This is a genomic window from Nonomuraea sp. NPDC050556 (assembly GCF_044457355.1).
GTDB lineage: Bacteria > Actinomycetota > Actinomycetes > Streptosporangiales > Streptosporangiaceae > Nonomuraea.
In genome coordinates, this window is the sequence record NZ_JBITGU010000003.1 from 1,428,557 (window position 1) to 1,443,666 (window position 15,110).

Sequence of the window (15,110 nt, forward strand, 5' to 3'; positions counted from 1 at the left end):
AGTGTATCGGTTCGGTCTCCGGATAGCGCAACAGTGTTGACATCTATGTTGCGCTGGCGTCTACTCCTCCCCAACACTGGCGAAAGGTTCAGCGATGATCTTCGTGAACGGGCGGGTCTTCACCGGTACCGCCGATGCTCCGATCGAGGCGGACGTCGAGGTCCGCGACGGGCGCATCGTGGCGGTCGGCGACGTGGACCGCACCGATCCCGACGTGGTCGACCTCGGCGGCGGCCTGCTCATGGCCGGTTTCCAGGACGCCCACGTGCACCCGGTCTACGGCGGCTGCCAGATGCTCAGGTGCGACCTGTCCGGCGAGCACACCATCGAGGGATACCTGCGGGTGATCGCCGCCTACGACCCCTCTCAGGAGTGGGTGCTGGGCGGCGGCTGGTCCATGGACGCCTTCCCCGGCGGCACGCCGTCCAGGCGGCTGCTCGACTCGGTGGTGCCCGACCGGCCCGCGCTGCTCACGAACCGCGACGGCCACGGCGCCTGGGCCAACAGCGCCGCGCTGCGCCTGGCCGGGCTGGACGCGGACACCCCCGACCCGGTGGACGGCAGGATCGAGCGCGAGCCGGGCGGCTTCCCGCAGGGGACGCTGCACGAGGGCGCGATGACGCTGGTCAGCAAGTACGTGCCGGTGGCCGGGCTGGACGAGGCCTACCGAGGGCTGCTCAAGGGCCAGCAACACCTGTTCGAGATGGGCGTGACCGGCTGGCAGGACGCCATGGTCGGCGCCTTCCCGGGACAGCCGGACAACTACGGCGTCTACCTGCGCGCGGCCGAGGAGGGCGCGCTGAAGGCCAGGGTCGTCGGCGCGCTGTGGTGGGAGCGCGAGCGCGGCCTGGAGCAGATCCCCGAGCTGGTCGAGCGGCGCAGGGGCGGCAGGAAGGGCCGCTTCTCCGCCACCAGCGTCAAGATCATGCAGGACGGCGTGGCCGAGAACTTCACCGCCGCGATGCTGGAGCCGTACCTGGACGGGTGCGGCTGCGCCACCGCCAACAGCGGGCTCAGCTTCGTCGACCCCGACCTGCTCTGCGAGGCGGTCACCGAGCTGGACGCGCTCGGCTTCCAGGTGCACTTCCACGCGCTGGGCGACCGCGCGGTCAGGGAGGCGCTCGACGCGCTGGCCGTGGCTCTGGCCGCCAACGGGTCCAACGACAACCGGCACCATCTGGCGCACCTGCAGGTCGTGCACCCCGACGACGTCCCGCGCTTCGCCCAGCTCGGCGCGGCGGCCAACATCCAGGCGCTGTGGGCCTCGCACGAGCCGCAGATGGACGAGCTGACCATCCCCTTCCTGGGGGAGGAGCGGTCAAGGCTCCAGTACCCCTTCGGCGACCTCCACCGCGAGGGCGCGCGGCTGGTCGCGGGGAGCGACTGGTCGGTGTCCAGCCCCAACCCGCTCTGGGGCATCCACGTCGCCGTCAACCGGCAGGGGCCGGGCGAGACGGACAAGGAGCCGCTGCTCCCCGAGCAGGCGCTCACGCTGGCGCAGGCGCTCACCGCGTACACGGCGGGCAGCGCCTGGATCAACCACCTCGACGACGTCACCGGCACGGTCGAGGCGGGCAAGTACGCGGACCTGGTGGTGCTGGACCGCGACCCCTTCGCCGGGCCGCCCGAGGAGATCTTCGCCACCCAGGTGGCCGCGACCTACGTCCAGGGCGAACTCGTTCACTCCAGGAAGGCGTGACAGATGAGACAACTCCTGACGGCCGTAGCCGTACTGGCTCTGGCTTGTACGGCGTGCGGCGGCGCGCAGAAGAGCGCGGCGCCCAGCCCCTCGGCCAAGACCCTCAGCTCGGACACCCCGGCGGCCAAAGGCGAGATCGACGGCTTCACCTGGGTCTCCTACGCCGAGCCGCCCACCCTCGACTACGTCTACGCCTTCGACTACCCGCAGAACATGATCCTCTCCAACGTCTGCGAGAGCCTCATGCGCTGGACCCCTGACCTGAAGGAGGAGCCGGGCCTGGCCGAGAAGGTCGACAGGCCCGATGACAGGACGTTCGTCTACACGATCCGCAAGGGCGTGAAGTTCCACAGCGGCGCCGAGATGACCGCCGACGACGTGGTGGCCAGCCTGAACCGGCACATGGACGAGAAGGTCGGCTCCTACTGGGTCTCCACCTACCGCAACGTCAAGTCGATCACCAAGACCGGCCCGATGCAGGTGACGGTCGCGCTCAACCAGCCGGACGCGCTGTTCAACCTGGAGATGGGCGCCTCACCCGGCACCATCGCCAGCGCCGCCGCGCTCAAGAAAAAGACGTTCGGCACCTCCGACGGCGCGCTCGACTGCACCGGCCCGTTCAAGCTCGGCACCTGGACCAAGGGCCAGTCCATCCAGCTCGACCGGTTCGACGGCTACTGGGGCAAGAAGGCGCTGTCGGGCAAGGTGACCTTCCGCTTCGTGCCCGACCCGGCCGCGCGTACCAACGCGCTGGTCACCGGCGAGGCGGACGGCGGCTACCTGATCCCGGCCAGTTCCGTCGCGCGCCTGCGCTCCTCGGGCGCGGGCACCGTCTACGGCGGCCCGAACCTGACCACCGCCGACCTCATCGTGTCCGACATGAACCAGGGCACGCTGGCCGACGTCAAGGTACGGCAGGCGCTGTCGATGGCGATCGACCGGGAGGGCCTGGTCAAGGCGGCGCTCGGCGAGTACAGCAAGGCGACCATGGTGCCCGCCCCGGTCGAGGCGTGGCGCAACGTGCCGAACGCCAGGCCGTCCTCCCCGCCGGTCAAGCGGGACGTCGAGGGCGCGAAGAAGCTCATCGCCGAGGCTGGCGCGCAGGGCAAGAAGATCGTGATCGCCACCTCCAGCGTCGCGCCGGAGTTCCCGGTGATGTCCAACGCGGTGCAGGCGGCGGCCAAGGAGATCGGGCTGGACGCCGAGGTGCGCATGGTCGCGCCCGACGCCTACACCGCGCTGTTCTCCGACCCGGAGGCGCGCAAGGGCATCGACCTGTTCCCGACCATGTGGTACCTGTCGGCCACCGACCCGCTGGAGCTGTACGGGCTGTTCGAGTCGACGCAGTTCGAGAACTACGGGAAGTTCAAGGACCCCGCCTACGACAAGCTGGTGGCCGAGGCGCAGGCCGAGTTCGACCGGGACAAGCGGGCGGTGCTGACCGCCAAGCTGCAGGAAACCGCGGCCACCCAGCTGCCCTGGATCCCGCTGGCCGACCTGGACAACGTGATGTTCCTCGGCAAGCGCATCACCGGCGCGCCGACCAGCATCTCCTACCTGTACTACCCGTGGGCGGCCGATGTGGGAGCGGCCGGATGATGCTGCTGAAAAGGCTGGTGGGCATGGCCGGGATCCTCCTGGTCGCGTCGTTCCTGGTCTTCGGCGCGCTGCAGCTCGCGCCGGGCGACCCGGCCAGCTTCCTGCTCAGCGGGCGGTCGGCGACCCCGACGGCGATCGCGGCGATCAAGGCGCAGTACCGGCTGGACGACCCGTTCCCCGTGCAGTACCTGCACTGGATCGGCGGGGTGCTCACCGGCGACTTCGGGCGCTCGGTGCAGTTCCGCACCGACGTGGGGTCGCTGATCGCGGCCCGGGTGCCGGTCACGCTGTCGCTCATCGGGCTGGCCTTCGTGATGACGATGGTGGTCGGGCTGGCGTTCGGCGTGTGGAGCGCGGTCAGGCCGGGCCTGGTGGACAAGTCGGTGCTGGTCGGCAGCTCGGTCGCGGTCGCGACCCCGTCGTTCGTGCTGGGGTTCGTCCTCATCGTGGTGTTCTCGGTGAACCTGGGCTGGTTCCCGTCCATCGGCGCGGGGGAGGGGTTCGCCGACCGGCTGCACCACCTCGTGCTGCCCGCCGTCGCGCTGGCGCTCACCTTCGCCGGGGTGCTGGCCAGGGTGTCGCGCACGGCGATGATCGACCAGCTCGGCCAGGAGCACGTCACGGTCGCGCGCGGGCGCGGCGTGCCCGAGCCGGTGATCGTGCGCAGGCACGTGCTGCGCGGCGCGATGACCGTGACGCTCACGTACGGCGGGCTGCTCGTGCCAGGACTGCTGGTCTCGACGGTGCTGGTGGAGACCACGTTCGGGGTCAACGGGCTGGGCCAGCTCCTGCAGTACTCGGTGACGGTCAAGGACTTCCCCGTGGTGCAGGCGCTGACGTTGCTGACCGTGGCGGTGTTCGTGCTGGCCAACCTGGTGGTCGACCTGCTGGCCCCGCTCGCCGACCCGAGGGTGCGGACATGACGGCCCTCGTGCTCAGGGGCATCAGGATCAGGGGCGACAGGCTCAGGACGACGGCCCTGGTGGTCATCGCGCTGCTGGTGCTGGCCGCCGTGCTCGCCCCGCTCATCGCGCCGGCCGACCCTGACGCCATGGACCTGTCCGCCTCGCTGGCCGGTCCCTCGGCCGACCACCTGCTCGGCGCGGACGCCTCGGGGCGCGACCTGTTCTCCCGGGTGATCTACGGCGCGCGGACCGGGCTGCTCGGGCCGCTCGGCGTGGTCGTCCTGTCGACGGTGCTCGGCGTGGTCGCCGGGCTGGTCGCCGCCTGGCACGGCGGCTGGGTGGACGCGGCGCTGTCGCGGTCCATGGAGCTGATCTTCGCCTTCCCCGGGTTGCTGCTGGCGATGCTGGTCGTCGCCATGTACGGCCCGGGCCAGGTCGGTCCCATGATCACGCTGGCCGTGGCGTACACGCCGTTCGTCGGGCGGCTGGTGCGCGGCGTGGCCAGGGCGGAGATGGGCCGTCCCTACATCGCCGCCTACCGGGCGCTCGGGTTCGGCGGCCTGGCCGTGTGCGTGCGCCACCTGCTGCCCAACATCGCGCCGGTGATCCTGGCGCAGTCCACGATCAACTTCGGTTACGCGCTGCTCGACCTGGCCGGGCTGGCCTTCCTCGGGCTCGGCGTGCAGCCTCCGGCCGCCGACTGGGGAGCCATGATCAACGAGGGGCAGACGGCGGTGCTGCAGGGCGCGCTCGGCCCGATCCTGGTGCCCGGCCTGGCCATCGTGGTCAGCGTGATCGCCTTCAACATCGTCGGCGAGAGCCTCGCCGACCGCGTCTCCAGGAGGTGACCGTGCTGGAGATCTCCGCGTTGTCCGTACGGCTCCCGCGCACGGCCCGTCCGGCGCTCGACGACGTGTCGCTGCGGGTGGAGCCCGGTGAGACGGTCGGGCTGGTGGGGGAGTCGGGGTCGGGCAAGTCGCTGACCGCCCGCGCGGTGCTCGGGCTGCTCCCGCCGGCAGCCGTCTCCGGGCAGATCCTCTTCGACGGGGCCGACGTGCTCACCATGGCTCCCGCCGCCTTGCGCGAGCACCGGATGCACTCGGCGGCCATGATCTACCAGGATCCGCGGGCGGCGATCGGTCCGTTCCGCCGGGTGGGCGCGTTTCTCGCCGAGACCATGGGGTTGTCGCGTTCCGCCGCGCGTGAGCGTTCCGTCGAGCTGCTGGAGCAGGTCGGGTTGTCGGAACGGCACCTGCGGCAGTATCCGCACGAGCTGTCCGGCGGGATGTTGCAGCGGGTGGTGATCGCGGCGGCGCTGGCGGGGAAGCCGCGGCTGCTGCTGGCCGACGAGCCGACGACCGCGCTCGACGTCACCACGCAGGCGGAGATCATCCGGCTGCTGCGCGAGGTGCGGGCCTCTTCTGGGATGTTGTTCATCACGCACGACCTGGAGCTGGCGTCGATGATCTGCGACCGCGTGTACGTGATGTACGCGGGCCGCATCATGGAGTCCTGCACGCTGTCCCACCCGCGCCACCCCTACACGGCCGGTCTCCTGGCCGCCACCCCGCGCGTGACCGACCTCGGCGTCCTGCCGCCGCCCATCCCGGGCCGCCCGCCCGACCTGCTCACCGCGTTTCCCGGCTGCCCGTTCGCCCCTCGCTGCCCGCACGTGATGGACATCTGTACGGCCGCGCCCCCGCCGCTCGTCGACGGGGTCGCCTGCGTGAAGGCTCTCCCATGAACGATCTCGAGGTACGCGGTCTGCGGCGACGCTACGGCGCCGTGGCCGCGGTGGACGATGTCTCCTTCGACCTGGCCGCCGGAGGCTCGCTCGGACTCGTCGGGGAGTCCGGCTCAGGCAAGACCACCACGGCGCGGCTCCTGCTCGGGCTCGAACGGCCAGACGCCGGGACCGTGCTCGTCGCCGGCACGCCGCTGGCCGTGCTCGACCGGAAGGCCAGGGCGCGGCTGATCCAGATCGTGTTCCAGGACCCGTTCGGCTCGCTCGACCCGCGGCTCGCCGTACGCGAGGCACTGACCGAGGTCCTGCGGCTGCACTTCCCCCGCGAGCCGCACGCCCCGCGGGTGGCCGAGCTGCTCGACCAGGTCGGGCTCGGCCAGCGGGAGGCGGGCGCGCTGCCCAGGGAGCTGTCCGGCGGCCAGCGCCAGCGTGTCGCCATCGCCAGGGCCCTCGCGGTCAGGCCGCGCGTGCTCGTCCTCGACGAGGCGGTCGCCGCCCTCGACGTGTCGGTGCAGGCGCAGATCCTCGGGCTGCTCGCCGACATCCGGGCGTCCGGCGACGTGTCGTACCTCTTCATCACCCACGACCTGGCCGTCGTCGGATGCGTCACCGACCAGGTGGCCGTCATGCGGCACGGCCGCATCGTCGAGTCAGGACCCACCGCGCGCGTCCTGACCGCGCCGGAACACCCCTACACCCAGCTCCTCCTCGACTCCGTCCCGCACTGAAGGGCTCACCGCCTTGCCGCACGACCTGAGCGCCACCGAGGCGCACGCCCGCATGACCGAGCGCTCGCTGTCCCCCGTCGAGCTGCTTGAAGCGGTCATCGCCCGCGCCGCCTCGATCGAGCCCGTGGTGAACGCGTTCACCGAGGAGCTCTACGACTCCGCGATGGAGGCGGCCCGCCGCGCCGAGACCGCCTTCCTGCGGGGTACGGCCAGGCCGCTCGAAGGCATCCCGGTCGCGGTCAAGGAGGAGCAGCCGATCGCCGGCCGTACCCACGAGGAGGGTTCGCTCCTGCTCAAGGGCACCGTCGCCGACGTCACCCACCCGATCGTGACGAGGATCGCCGAGGCGGGCGGCATCGTGCACGCCCGCACGGCGACCCCCGAGTTCAGCTGCGCGGCCTTCACCCACAGCCGGTTGTGGGGCGTGACGCGCAACCCGTGGAACCCCTCGTTCTCGCCGGGCGGCTCGTCCGGCGGGTCCGGCGCTTCGCTGGCGGCCGGGACGTCGTTGCTGGCCACCGGGTCGGACATCGGCGGGTCGATCCGCATTCCCGCCTCGTTCTGCGGGGTGGTGGGGTTCAAGCCGCCGTTCGGCCGGGTGCCCGCGCTGCCGCCGTTCAACCTCGACCAGTACTGCCACGACGGGCCCATGGCGCGTACGGTCGCCGACGTCGCGCTGCTGCAGAACGTCATCGCGGGGCCGCACCCGTGGGACGTGGTCTCGCTGCGTCCCAAGCTGACGTTGCCGCCGCTGGACGGGGACGTGCGGGGGATGCGGGTCGCGCTGTCGGTGACGCTCGGCGACTACCTGGTGGAGCCCGCCGTGGTGGCCAACACGCTCGCGGCGGCCGAGGCGCTGCGTACGGCGGGGGCCGTGGTGGAGGAGGTGGAGCTGCCGTGGACGAGGGAGCAGATCATGGCGGCGGCCGACGCGCACTTCGCGGCCATCTTCAGCGCGTCGGTGGGCGACGCTGATGAGGAGCTGCTGTGCTCCTACACGCGTGACTTCGCCGCGATCCGGTCCTCGCTGAGTTACCACGACGGGTTGTCGCTGGAGGGCGAGCTGTACCGGCCGCTGGGTGAGCTGCTGGAGAGCTACGACGCGTTGCTCTGCCCGACGACGGCCTCGACGGGGTTCCCGGCCGAGCACGACGGCGGGCCGTTGCCGGTGTGCGGGGAGATGGGGCACTACATGCTGGGGACGATGACGTTGCCGTTCAACATCGCCAGCCGGTGCCCGGTGCTGTCGGTGCCGTCCGGGGTGGCGCAGAACGGCGTGCCGACGGGGGTGCAGCTCGTCGGGCGCACGTACGACGACGTCACGGTGTTCCGGCTCGCCACCGCGCTGGAGGCGGCTCTGCCGTTCGCGCGCCTCTAGCTGGGTTTGTGGCCCACGCCGCCGAGCCACCAGGCTCCGGCGGCCTCCAGCCCCAGCTCGACCTCGTCGGCCCGCCACTCGGTCACCGTGGTCAGGCCGGGCTCCACCAGGTCGAAGCCGTCGAAGTAGCGGAGGATCTCGTCGCGGCTCCTGTAGGAGAACGGCGTCGCGGACTTGGCGAAGACCTCCTCCTTCTTGCGTACCAGGTCCTCCGGGTGGCCCTCGCGGGTGAGGTGGGACAGGATCAGGTAGCTGCCCGGCGCCATGCGCTCGGCGAACTCCCTGACGATGCGCGCCGGGTCCTCGGCCTCGGTGATGCCGTGCAGGACGGAGACGAAGAGCACGCACACGGGCTCGGCGAAGTCGATCAGCCTTTCCACCTCGGGGTGGGCGAGGATCGTTTCCGGTCGCCGTACGTCTTCCTGGACCACAGCCACGGTCGGGTCGTCGGAGGCGAGGAGCACTCTGGCGTGGATGGCGACCACCGGATCGTGGTCCACGTAGACGACCCGGGCGTCCGAGCGGACCTGCTTGGCGACCTCGTGCACGTTGCCCTGGCTGGGCAGCCCCGCCCCCAGATCCACGAACTGCGTGACGCCTTGCCTGGCCACGTATTTCACGGCCCGCCCGAGGAAACGGCGGTTGGCCAGGGGGACGAACCTGTTCTCCGGGGACATGCCGAACAGCTTCTCCACGGCTGCCCGGTCGGCGGCGAAGTTGTCCTTGCCGCCCAGGGCGTAGTCGTACATGCGGGCCATGCTCGGCGTCCGCGAGTCCACTCCTGGGGGCGCCTCTTCGTCTGAGCTCATCGCAGCCTTCGCTCGATCGGGGGTAGTCGATCCTGATCCGCCAGCAGTCAGGTGTCAACGCCACCGCCCCTCTCAGAGCGCCGGACCGGACGGCCCTTCCTCTCTTCGCGAAGGTCTTTCGAGGGGTGAGGGGCGGGTCTTCATGGGGGTTGTGTCTTGACGGGGGAGTCGGCGGGTGAGATGGTCTAACTATGTTAGGAGAACCGATCAGGGATAGAAGATCCGAACGCCATGAGGGCACCAAGGCGGAGATCCTCGAAGTGGCGTGGCGGATCGCGGGGACGGAAGGCCTGGCCGGGCTGACGTTGCGTGATGTGGCGCGCGCCGTCGGCATGCGGGCGCCGTCCCTCTACTCCTACTTCGCCTCCAAACACGCGATCTACGATGCGATGTTCGCCCAGGGCTGCAGGGAGTTCCTCCAGGGGCACGACGCCCTGACGTTCACCGGCGACCCGCTCACCGACCTCAAGATCGGCATGCGCTACTTCGTGAGCTTCTGCACCGACAACCCGGTCCGCTACCAGCTGCTGTACCAGCGCACGATCCCCGGCTTCGAACCGACGCCGGAGACGTTCGCCCTGTCGGTGGCCGGGCTCGACAGGATGCGGCGCCAGCTCGCCGAGATCGGCATCACCGACGAGGGGTCCCTCGACCTGCTGACCGCGGTCGGCGCAGGACTGACCGCCCAGCAGATCTCCAACGAACCAGGCGGCACCCGCTGGACCCGCCTGGTCGACGAAGCCGTGGAGATGTACTTCGCGCACATCTCCGAACGCCGGAAGGCGAGTGATGAACCGTGAACATCACCCAGGCAGCGACGGAGAACCAGAGATTCGCCGAGCTCGCCCGCTCGCTCGAACCCCAGGACTGGACCAGGCAGACCGACTGCCCCGCCTGGGACGTGCGGGCGATGGCCGCGCACGTGCTCGGCATGATGGAGTTCACCTGCTCGGTCCGCGAGTTCGTGCACGTGGTCAGGGCGGGCGGCAAGGCGGCCGGTGACCGGCCGGCGATCGACGGCATGACCGAGGTGCAGGTCGCCGAGCGCGCCTCGCTCACCGTCGAGCAGCTCCTGGACCGGCTGGACGGCGCCGCCCCGCGCGGCGCCCGCTCGCGCGGCAGGCTGCCCGCGCCGCTGCGGCTCATGCCGATGCCGACCGAGGTGGACGGGGTGAAGGAGACGTGGCGGCTGGGCTACCTGTTCGACATCATCCTCACCCGCGACACCTGGATGCACCGGATCGACGTCAGTCGCGCGACGGGACGCAAGCCGGTGCTCACCGCCGAGCACGACGGGGCGATCGTGGCGGGCGTGGTGGCCGAATGGGCCAGACGCCACGGCAGGCCGTACAAGCTGACGCTCATCGGCCCTGCGGGCGGGACGTTCGAGGGGGGACAGGGCGGCGAGGAGATCGTCGTGGACGCCGTCGAGTTCTGCAGGATCCTGTCGGGGCGCGGCTCAGGCGAGGGGCTGCTCACCCAGGCCGTGCCGTTCTGAAAAGAAAAACCCCAGGCTGTGGGCCTGGGGTTTCGCTGGTGGACGATACAGGGATTGAACCTGTGACCCCTTCCGTGTCAGGGAAGTGCTCTCCCGCTGAGCTAATCGTCCGAGCTGTAAAACTGGAGGTGGAGACGGGATTTGAACCCGTGTGGACGGCTTTGCAGGCCGCTGCCTCGCCTCTCGGCCACTCCACCGTAGAGCGGAAGACGGGATTCGAACCCGCGACCCTCACCTTGGCAAGGTGATGCTCTACCACTGAGCCACTTCCGCGCTGCCGCCTCGCGGCGACAAGGAAAACTCTAGCGGGTTTTCCGACCGGATGCTCACTTGCGCAGCTGTCGCGCCACGCTGCGCTCGGTGGACGGCAGGGTCAGGAAGATCTCCAGGATCCTGGTGAGCCGGTGCACCTCGATGCGGTGGAAAGCGGGACCTTCCGACCGGGCCAGCAGCAGGGTCAGCGCGAGCGGCGGCAGGGGCGCGCTGATGATGTGCAGCCCGCCCTCCAGCGTCGAGGCGACCGGCCTGGGCGGGGTGGCGTCGGGCAGCGGCACGTCCTGCGGGGCGCGCCAGCTGGAGTAGACGAGCGTGCGCGGCTCCTTCTCGGTGCCCGCTGCCGCCCAGTCGGCGCTGAACAGCACCGGCATCGAGTCGATCAGGGTGGCCAGCGCGCGGTCGCCCGCGGTGGCGATGTATTTCAGTATCTCCAGCTCGGGGTAGGTGCCCGGCGCCTCGCGCGTCGTCCAGACGCCTTCCACGGCCACGCCCTGCACGCTCTCCAGCGCGCTCACCAGGTCGCCCTTGGAGGTGGTGTCCGGGCAGAAGACGGTGATGTCGTCGACCGCCCTGCCCGCGCCGCGGTCGAGGACGAGGACCTGGGTGATGTCGGCTCCCGCCGCTCCGAGGGCGCGCGTCACCTGGCCGAGCGAGCCTGGTTTGTCGGGCAGCGCGATCCGCAGTCGCAGCAGCATCCCGTCGCCTCCCCTGTCGATACCAGGTCACAGCCTATCCGCGAATAACGCTCGGGGGCCTTCGTGCGCTAATACTGTGGGAGTGAAGATTGGGCCGATTGAGGTGTGGCCGCCGGTCGTGCTGGCGCCGATGGCGGGCATCACCAACCCCGCGTTCCGCGTGCTCTGCCGTGAGCAGGGCGCCGGGCTGTTCGTGTGCGAGATGATCACGACGCGGGCACTGGTGGAGCGCAACCCCAAGACGCTCAAGATGATCAGGTTCGCCGAGAGCGAGAAGCCCAGGAGCATCCAGCTGTACGGCGTGGACCCGGTGATCGTGGGGCGCGCGGTGAAGATGATCGCCGAGGAGGACCTCGCCGATCACATCGACCTCAACTTCGGCTGCCCGGTGCCCAAGGTGACCCGGCGCGGGGGCGGTTCTGCCCTGCCGTACAAGAGGAACCTGCTGCGGTCGATCCTGCGCCAGGCGGTCGCGAACGCGGGGCCGCTGCCGGTGACGATGAAGATGCGCAAGGGCATCGACGACGACCACCTGACCTATCTCGACGCGGGGCGCATCGCGGTGGAGGAGGGGGTCGCCGCGGTGGCCCTCCACGCCCGTACGGCGAAGCAGCACTACGGCGGCGTGGCGGACTGGGAGTCGATCGCGCGGTTGAAGGACGCGGTGCAGGAGGTGCCGGTGCTGGGCAACGGCGACATCTGGAGCGCGGACGACGCGTTGCGCATGGTCGAGCGCACCGGGTGTGACGGGGTCGTCGTGGGCCGCGGGTGCCTGGGGCGGCCGTGGCTGTTCAGGGACCTGGAGAACGCCTTCAACGGCTCCACCGAGCGGGCGACGCCGACGCTGGGCGAGGTGGCCTCGGTGATGGCCCGCCACGCGGAGGGGCTGACCGAGTGCTTCGACATCGAGCGGTATGCGATCGCCGACTTCCGCAAGCACGTCGGGTGGTACCTCAAGGGGTTCACCGTGGGGTCGGAGCTGCGGCGGGAGCTGGCCACGGCTGAGTCGCTGGACGGGCTGCGCGAGAGCCTGGCCAAGCTGGACGCGTCGCAGCCCTGGCCGCCGAACACCGACACGCCGCGCGGCAAGTCGGGCGAACGCGACCGCGTCCACCTGCCCGAGGGGTGGCTGGACGACCCGTACGACGGCGTCGTCACGGAAGACGCCGAATCCGACATCTCCGGCGGCTGACCACCTCAGGCGAGGACGGCCCCGAAGTCCACGGCGGTGCCGCGTTCGAAGGTCCTGAGCTTGCGGCCCGGCGCCGGGTCGGAGCTCGACGGTAGCGGGACGGTCCCGTCGCCGGGCGCCAGCCATCGCTGCGCCCCCTCGGGAGAGACCAGTGCCGCCGCTCCGGTCGCGCCGTGGTCGGGCGCGCCGGCCAGCAGCCAGCCGTCACCCGCGTACGCCACGGCCCAGCCGTACAGGTCGGGTTGCCCGCTCCTGAGCACGCGCTCCCGCCCGGTGGCGGTGTCCACGCGGATGACGGCGGCGGCTTCCGGCATGCCGATCGCCACCTCCCACCCGCTCATCGCCACGGAGAACCCGAAGGACCCGCCCCCGACGGGCGGATGCAGGGTGCGGGGCCGCAGGCCGGCGGACACGAGGTCGACCGCGCCCGCACCGCCCGGCGCGCCCACGGCCAGCGTGCCGTCACCGGCCGCCATCGCGTAGCCGTACAGGCTGCCCGCGGTCGGCCGGTACTGGGTGCTCCGGCCCGTGGCCAGGGAGATGACGGTGGCCGCCCCCGCGTCGGCGCCCACCTCGGGGCCGCTCTGGGCGCCGGGACCGTCGTTGTTCTCGTACGGCGCGCCGACCGCCAGGTCGACGCCCGCGTCCTCGTCGAGCCGCCCGAGCGCCACCGACCAGCCGAACAGGTCGCCGGGCTCGCTGTTGCCCTTGACGTCGGGGGAGTCCTGGCTGATCCGCCTGGCGGGGCGCGGCGTGCGCCCGTCGAAGGTGAACACGTAGACCGCCCCGGCGTCGGCCGCCGCCGGATCGTCCTCGTACGGCGCGCCGACCGCGACCGTTCCAGCGGCTGCCGCGACCGACCAGCCGAAGCGCCGCCCAGGCTCGGCGCCCTGGCGGCTCGACGGCGACGCGGGGACCAGCGGGGTCGTCGAGTTCGGGCTGCCGCCCCACCGCACGACGGCCCCGCCACCGGCGTCGCTCGCAAGGTGCCCGGTGTGCGGGCTGCCGACCACCAGGTCGGCGCAGCCGTCGCCGTCGATGTCCGCCCTGGCCAGCGCTCCGGGCACGAAGGACAGGTCACCGGTCCCGCCGCCCACCACGACCCCGGTCCCGCCGGCGGGCGGGGTGCGGTCGAGGTTCCACAACGCGCCGGAACCGGTCGTCTGGGCGATCTGGCCGTTCGGGTCGGCGATCGCCGCGTCGTCACAGGCCATGGCCGTGGCCATGCGGAAGGGTCCGGCGGCCGGGTCGGGACCGAGGCGGACGACGATCCTGGGCCCGCCCGCCAGCGGCACCCCTTCCAGCCTGACCGCCGTGCGCTCCTTCGGCAGGCCGTACTTGAAGCCGGGGTCGGCCAGGCGGGCGCCCGCAGCGAGCAGGAGCGGCTCGCGAGTGTCGCGCACCGCGGCGTGTGGGTCGCCCCGGTCGTCGATCAGGGTGAGGAAGCCGGGCGAGATCCGCAGGTCGGTGGGTCCCCGGTTGCCGAGGAGCACGATGGGGCGGCAGGTCTGCCGGTCGGGATGGGGCCGCCCGCCCGCGTAGTTGGGGTAGCCGCACCCGGTCGCCTGGACGATCAGCCACGGCCCGTCGGGCGAGGGACCGAGCGGGATGCGCCTGCCGAGGTCGCTGACCGGCGCTGCGGAGGGAGGGGCCGGGGCCTGCCGGTAGGCGCGCAACGCGACGCCGCCCCCGATCCCGGCCACGAGGATGCATAACGCCAGCAACCACCGCCTGAGCCCCATGCCGCCGAATCTAGTGCGGTCCGGACGCCTCTGTCCCGCAAGGGCCGCCGCCGGTCGCCGCGGCGATGCCCACGGGTTCGCCGGACATCGTCAGGGTCTGGTACCACGAGGAGATCTCCTCGGTGGAGCGCCCCACGTAGTGGCAGATGAAGCTGCGCCTGAACCGGTCGGAGGTGCTGTTCGGCTCCGACCCGTGCACCAGGCTGCCGTTGAAGAACAGCACGTCCCCTGGCTCCATGTCGACCGGCACCCGCTCCAGCCCCGGCGGCGGCGGCACGTACTCCCGAGTGAACGACAGCGACGTGTCCGCGTCCTCAGGGCAGAACAGGTCCATCAGGTGCGTCCCCGGCACCACTTCGAGCCCGCCGTTGGCCCGGTCCACCTTGTCGATCGCGATCCAGGCGGCCACGCAGGTGCCCGGTGACACGCGTAGGTAGAAGTTGTCCTGGTGCAGCGCCTGCCCCCTCGCGCCGGGCGGCTTGAAGTAGAACATGCTCTGCGCTGCTATCGGCTCCTCCTGCAGCAGCGTGCGCAGGATGTCGGCGATCCTGGCGTCCAGCAGGTAGCGGAGGGCGAGCGCGTTCACCTGGTGCGGGTGCATCACCCGCGGGAAGTCGCGCAACACGTCGTACGGCTGGCCCTCCTCCTGCGGCGTGGGCGAGAAGTGCCCCGGAATGGGCCCCTGCGCGTGGATGCGCATGAACTCCTCGCGCAGCGACAGGACCTCGGAAGGCGAGAGCAGCCCCGGCACGATGACAAAGCCCCGGGTGTGGAAGTCGTCGAGTCTCATGCCATGAACGCTAGGCAGAAGAAGCGTGAGAAGGTATGCCCGTGACCGTCGAGGA

At 71.1% G+C, this 15,110-nt stretch carries 14 protein-coding genes and 3 tRNA genes; 10 read left to right on the forward strand and 7 right to left on the reverse strand.

All coding sequences use genetic code 11. The features are described 5' to 3' along the window. Window positions 1–94 precede the first annotated feature (94 nt). From ACIBG8_RS35630 to ACIBG8_RS35660, 7 genes are read left to right on the forward strand one after another with little or no spacing between them, the layout of a single operon-like run. On the forward strand, window positions 95–1,699 hold the full coding sequence (locus ACIBG8_RS35630) for an amidohydrolase (protein WP_397347503.1): 1,605 nt from the start codon (window positions 95–97) through the stop codon (window positions 1,697–1,699). A 3-nt stretch (window positions 1,700–1,702) separates the two neighbouring features. Beyond that, entirely contained in the window at window positions 1,703–3,298 is a 1,596-nt protein-coding gene (locus ACIBG8_RS35635; RefSeq protein ID WP_397347504.1) for an ABC transporter substrate-binding protein, read from the forward strand. Then, on the forward strand, window positions 3,295–4,221 hold the full coding sequence (locus tag ACIBG8_RS35640; protein ID WP_397347505.1) for an ABC transporter permease: 927 nt from the start codon (window positions 3,295–3,297) through the stop codon (window positions 4,219–4,221). The genes ACIBG8_RS35635 and ACIBG8_RS35640 overlap by 4 nt, the downstream gene beginning before the upstream one ends. Then, on the forward strand, window positions 4,218–5,051 hold the full coding sequence (locus ACIBG8_RS35645; protein WP_397347506.1) for an ABC transporter permease: 834 nt from the start codon (window positions 4,218–4,220) through the stop codon (window positions 5,049–5,051). Before ACIBG8_RS35640 ends, ACIBG8_RS35645 begins: the two co-directional genes overlap by 4 nt. 2 nt (window positions 5,052–5,053) lie before the next feature. Next, window positions 5,054–5,947: an ABC transporter ATP-binding protein gene (locus ACIBG8_RS35650; protein WP_397347507.1), complete on the forward strand. Its 894-nt coding sequence runs from the start codon at window positions 5,054–5,056 to the stop codon at window positions 5,945–5,947. Then, window positions 5,944–6,675: an ABC transporter ATP-binding protein gene (locus ACIBG8_RS35655; protein WP_397347508.1), complete on the forward strand. Its 732-nt coding sequence runs from the start codon at window positions 5,944–5,946 to the stop codon at window positions 6,673–6,675. Before ACIBG8_RS35650 ends, ACIBG8_RS35655 begins: the two co-directional genes overlap by 4 nt. Window positions 6,676–6,688: 13 nt before the next feature. Then, on the forward strand, window positions 6,689–8,053 hold the full coding sequence (locus ACIBG8_RS35660; protein ID WP_397347509.1) for an amidase: 1,365 nt from the start codon (window positions 6,689–6,691) through the stop codon (window positions 8,051–8,053). On the opposite strand, the gene ACIBG8_RS35665 is transcribed toward ACIBG8_RS35660, so the two are convergent. Next, a complete protein-coding gene (locus tag ACIBG8_RS35665; RefSeq protein ID WP_397347510.1) occupies window positions 8,050–8,862 on the reverse strand; it encodes an SAM-dependent methyltransferase in 813 nt (270 codons plus the stop codon). The genes ACIBG8_RS35660 and ACIBG8_RS35665 overlap by 4 nt on opposite strands. Window positions 8,863–9,053: 191 nt before the next feature. On the opposite strand from ACIBG8_RS35665, the gene ACIBG8_RS35670 reads away from it, so the two are divergent. Further along, window positions 9,054–9,662 carry a TetR/AcrR family transcriptional regulator gene (locus tag ACIBG8_RS35670; protein WP_397347511.1) on the forward strand — a complete coding sequence of 203 codons (609 nt, stop codon included), beginning with the start codon at window positions 9,054–9,056 and terminating at the stop codon, window positions 9,660–9,662. Then, on the forward strand, window positions 9,659–10,360 hold the full coding sequence (locus ACIBG8_RS35675) for a maleylpyruvate isomerase family mycothiol-dependent enzyme (RefSeq protein WP_397347512.1): 702 nt from the start codon (window positions 9,659–9,661) through the stop codon (window positions 10,358–10,360). The genes ACIBG8_RS35670 and ACIBG8_RS35675 overlap by 4 nt, the downstream gene beginning before the upstream one ends. A 36-nt stretch (window positions 10,361–10,396) precedes the next feature. On the opposite strand, the gene ACIBG8_RS35680 is transcribed toward ACIBG8_RS35675, so the two are convergent. The 4 genes from ACIBG8_RS35680 to ACIBG8_RS35695 all read right to left on the reverse strand — a co-directional run bounded on the left by ACIBG8_RS35680 (window position 10,397) and on the right by ACIBG8_RS35695 (window position 11,331). After that, window positions 10,397–10,471 (reverse strand) — tRNA-Val (locus ACIBG8_RS35680). A gap of 12 nt (window positions 10,472–10,483) precedes the next feature. Then, a tRNA-Cys gene (locus ACIBG8_RS35685) sits at window positions 10,484–10,557 on the reverse strand. A 4-nt stretch (window positions 10,558–10,561) separates the two neighbouring features. Beyond that, window positions 10,562–10,633 (reverse strand) — tRNA-Gly (locus ACIBG8_RS35690). Window positions 10,634–10,686: 53 nt separating this feature from the next. Beyond that, entirely contained in the window at window positions 10,687–11,331 is a 645-nt protein-coding gene (locus ACIBG8_RS35695; protein WP_397347513.1) for an ACT domain-containing protein, read from the reverse strand. Between the two features lie 82 nt (window positions 11,332–11,413). Between ACIBG8_RS35695 and dusB the strand changes: the two genes are divergently transcribed. Next, window positions 11,414–12,523 carry a tRNA dihydrouridine synthase DusB gene (gene dusB / locus ACIBG8_RS35700; RefSeq protein WP_397347514.1) on the forward strand — a complete coding sequence of 370 codons (1,110 nt, stop codon included), beginning with the start codon at window positions 11,414–11,416 and terminating at the stop codon, window positions 12,521–12,523. Window positions 12,524–12,528: 5 nt separating this feature from the next. Here the strand turns inward: dusB and ACIBG8_RS35705 are convergent, their stop codons facing one another. Together ACIBG8_RS35705 and ACIBG8_RS35710 are read right to left on the reverse strand one after the other, a co-directional pair. Continuing rightward, on the reverse strand, window positions 12,529–14,265 hold the full coding sequence (locus ACIBG8_RS35705) for a hypothetical protein (RefSeq protein WP_397347515.1): 1,737 nt from the start codon (window positions 14,263–14,265) through the stop codon (window positions 12,529–12,531). Window positions 14,266–14,275: 10 nt separating this feature from the next. Continuing rightward, the gene (locus ACIBG8_RS35710) at window positions 14,276–15,055 is read right to left on the reverse strand and encodes a phytanoyl-CoA dioxygenase family protein (protein WP_397347516.1); all 780 of its coding nucleotides are present in this window, start codon (window positions 15,053–15,055) and stop codon (window positions 14,276–14,278) included. Window positions 15,056–15,110: the final 55 nt, after the last annotated feature.

What these genes read in the sequence shown, in the direction of transcription:
- ACIBG8_RS35645 (WP_397347506.1), top strand. Translation starts at nt 4,218, where the DNA reads ATGACGGCCCTCGTGCTCAGGGGCATCAGGATCAGGGGCGACAGGCTC.
- ACIBG8_RS35670 (WP_397347511.1), top strand. Translation starts at nt 9,054, where the DNA reads ATGTTAGGAGAACCGATCAGGGATAGAAGATCCGAACGCCATGAGGGC.
- ACIBG8_RS35635 (WP_397347504.1), top strand. Translation starts at nt 1,703, where the DNA reads ATGAGACAACTCCTGACGGCCGTAGCCGTACTGGCTCTGGCTTGTACG.
- ACIBG8_RS35630 (WP_397347503.1), top strand. Translation starts at nt 95, where the DNA reads ATGATCTTCGTGAACGGGCGGGTCTTCACCGGTACCGCCGATGCTCCG.
- ACIBG8_RS35655 (WP_397347508.1), top strand. Translation starts at nt 5,944, where the DNA reads ATGAACGATCTCGAGGTACGCGGTCTGCGGCGACGCTACGGCGCCGTG.
- ACIBG8_RS35710 (WP_397347516.1), bottom strand. Translation starts at nt 15,055, where the DNA reads ATGAGACTCGACGACTTCCACACCCGGGGCTTTGTCATCGTGCCGGGG.
- ACIBG8_RS35705 (WP_397347515.1), bottom strand. Translation starts at nt 14,265, where the DNA reads ATGGGGCTCAGGCGGTGGTTGCTGGCGTTATGCATCCTCGTGGCCGGG.
- ACIBG8_RS35665 (WP_397347510.1), bottom strand. Translation starts at nt 8,862, where the DNA reads ATGAGCTCAGACGAAGAGGCGCCCCCAGGAGTGGACTCGCGGACGCCG.
- ACIBG8_RS35695 (WP_397347513.1), bottom strand. Translation starts at nt 11,331, where the DNA reads ATGCTGCTGCGACTGCGGATCGCGCTGCCCGACAAACCAGGCTCGCTC.
- ACIBG8_RS35640 (WP_397347505.1), top strand. Translation starts at nt 3,295, where the DNA reads ATGATGCTGCTGAAAAGGCTGGTGGGCATGGCCGGGATCCTCCTGGTC.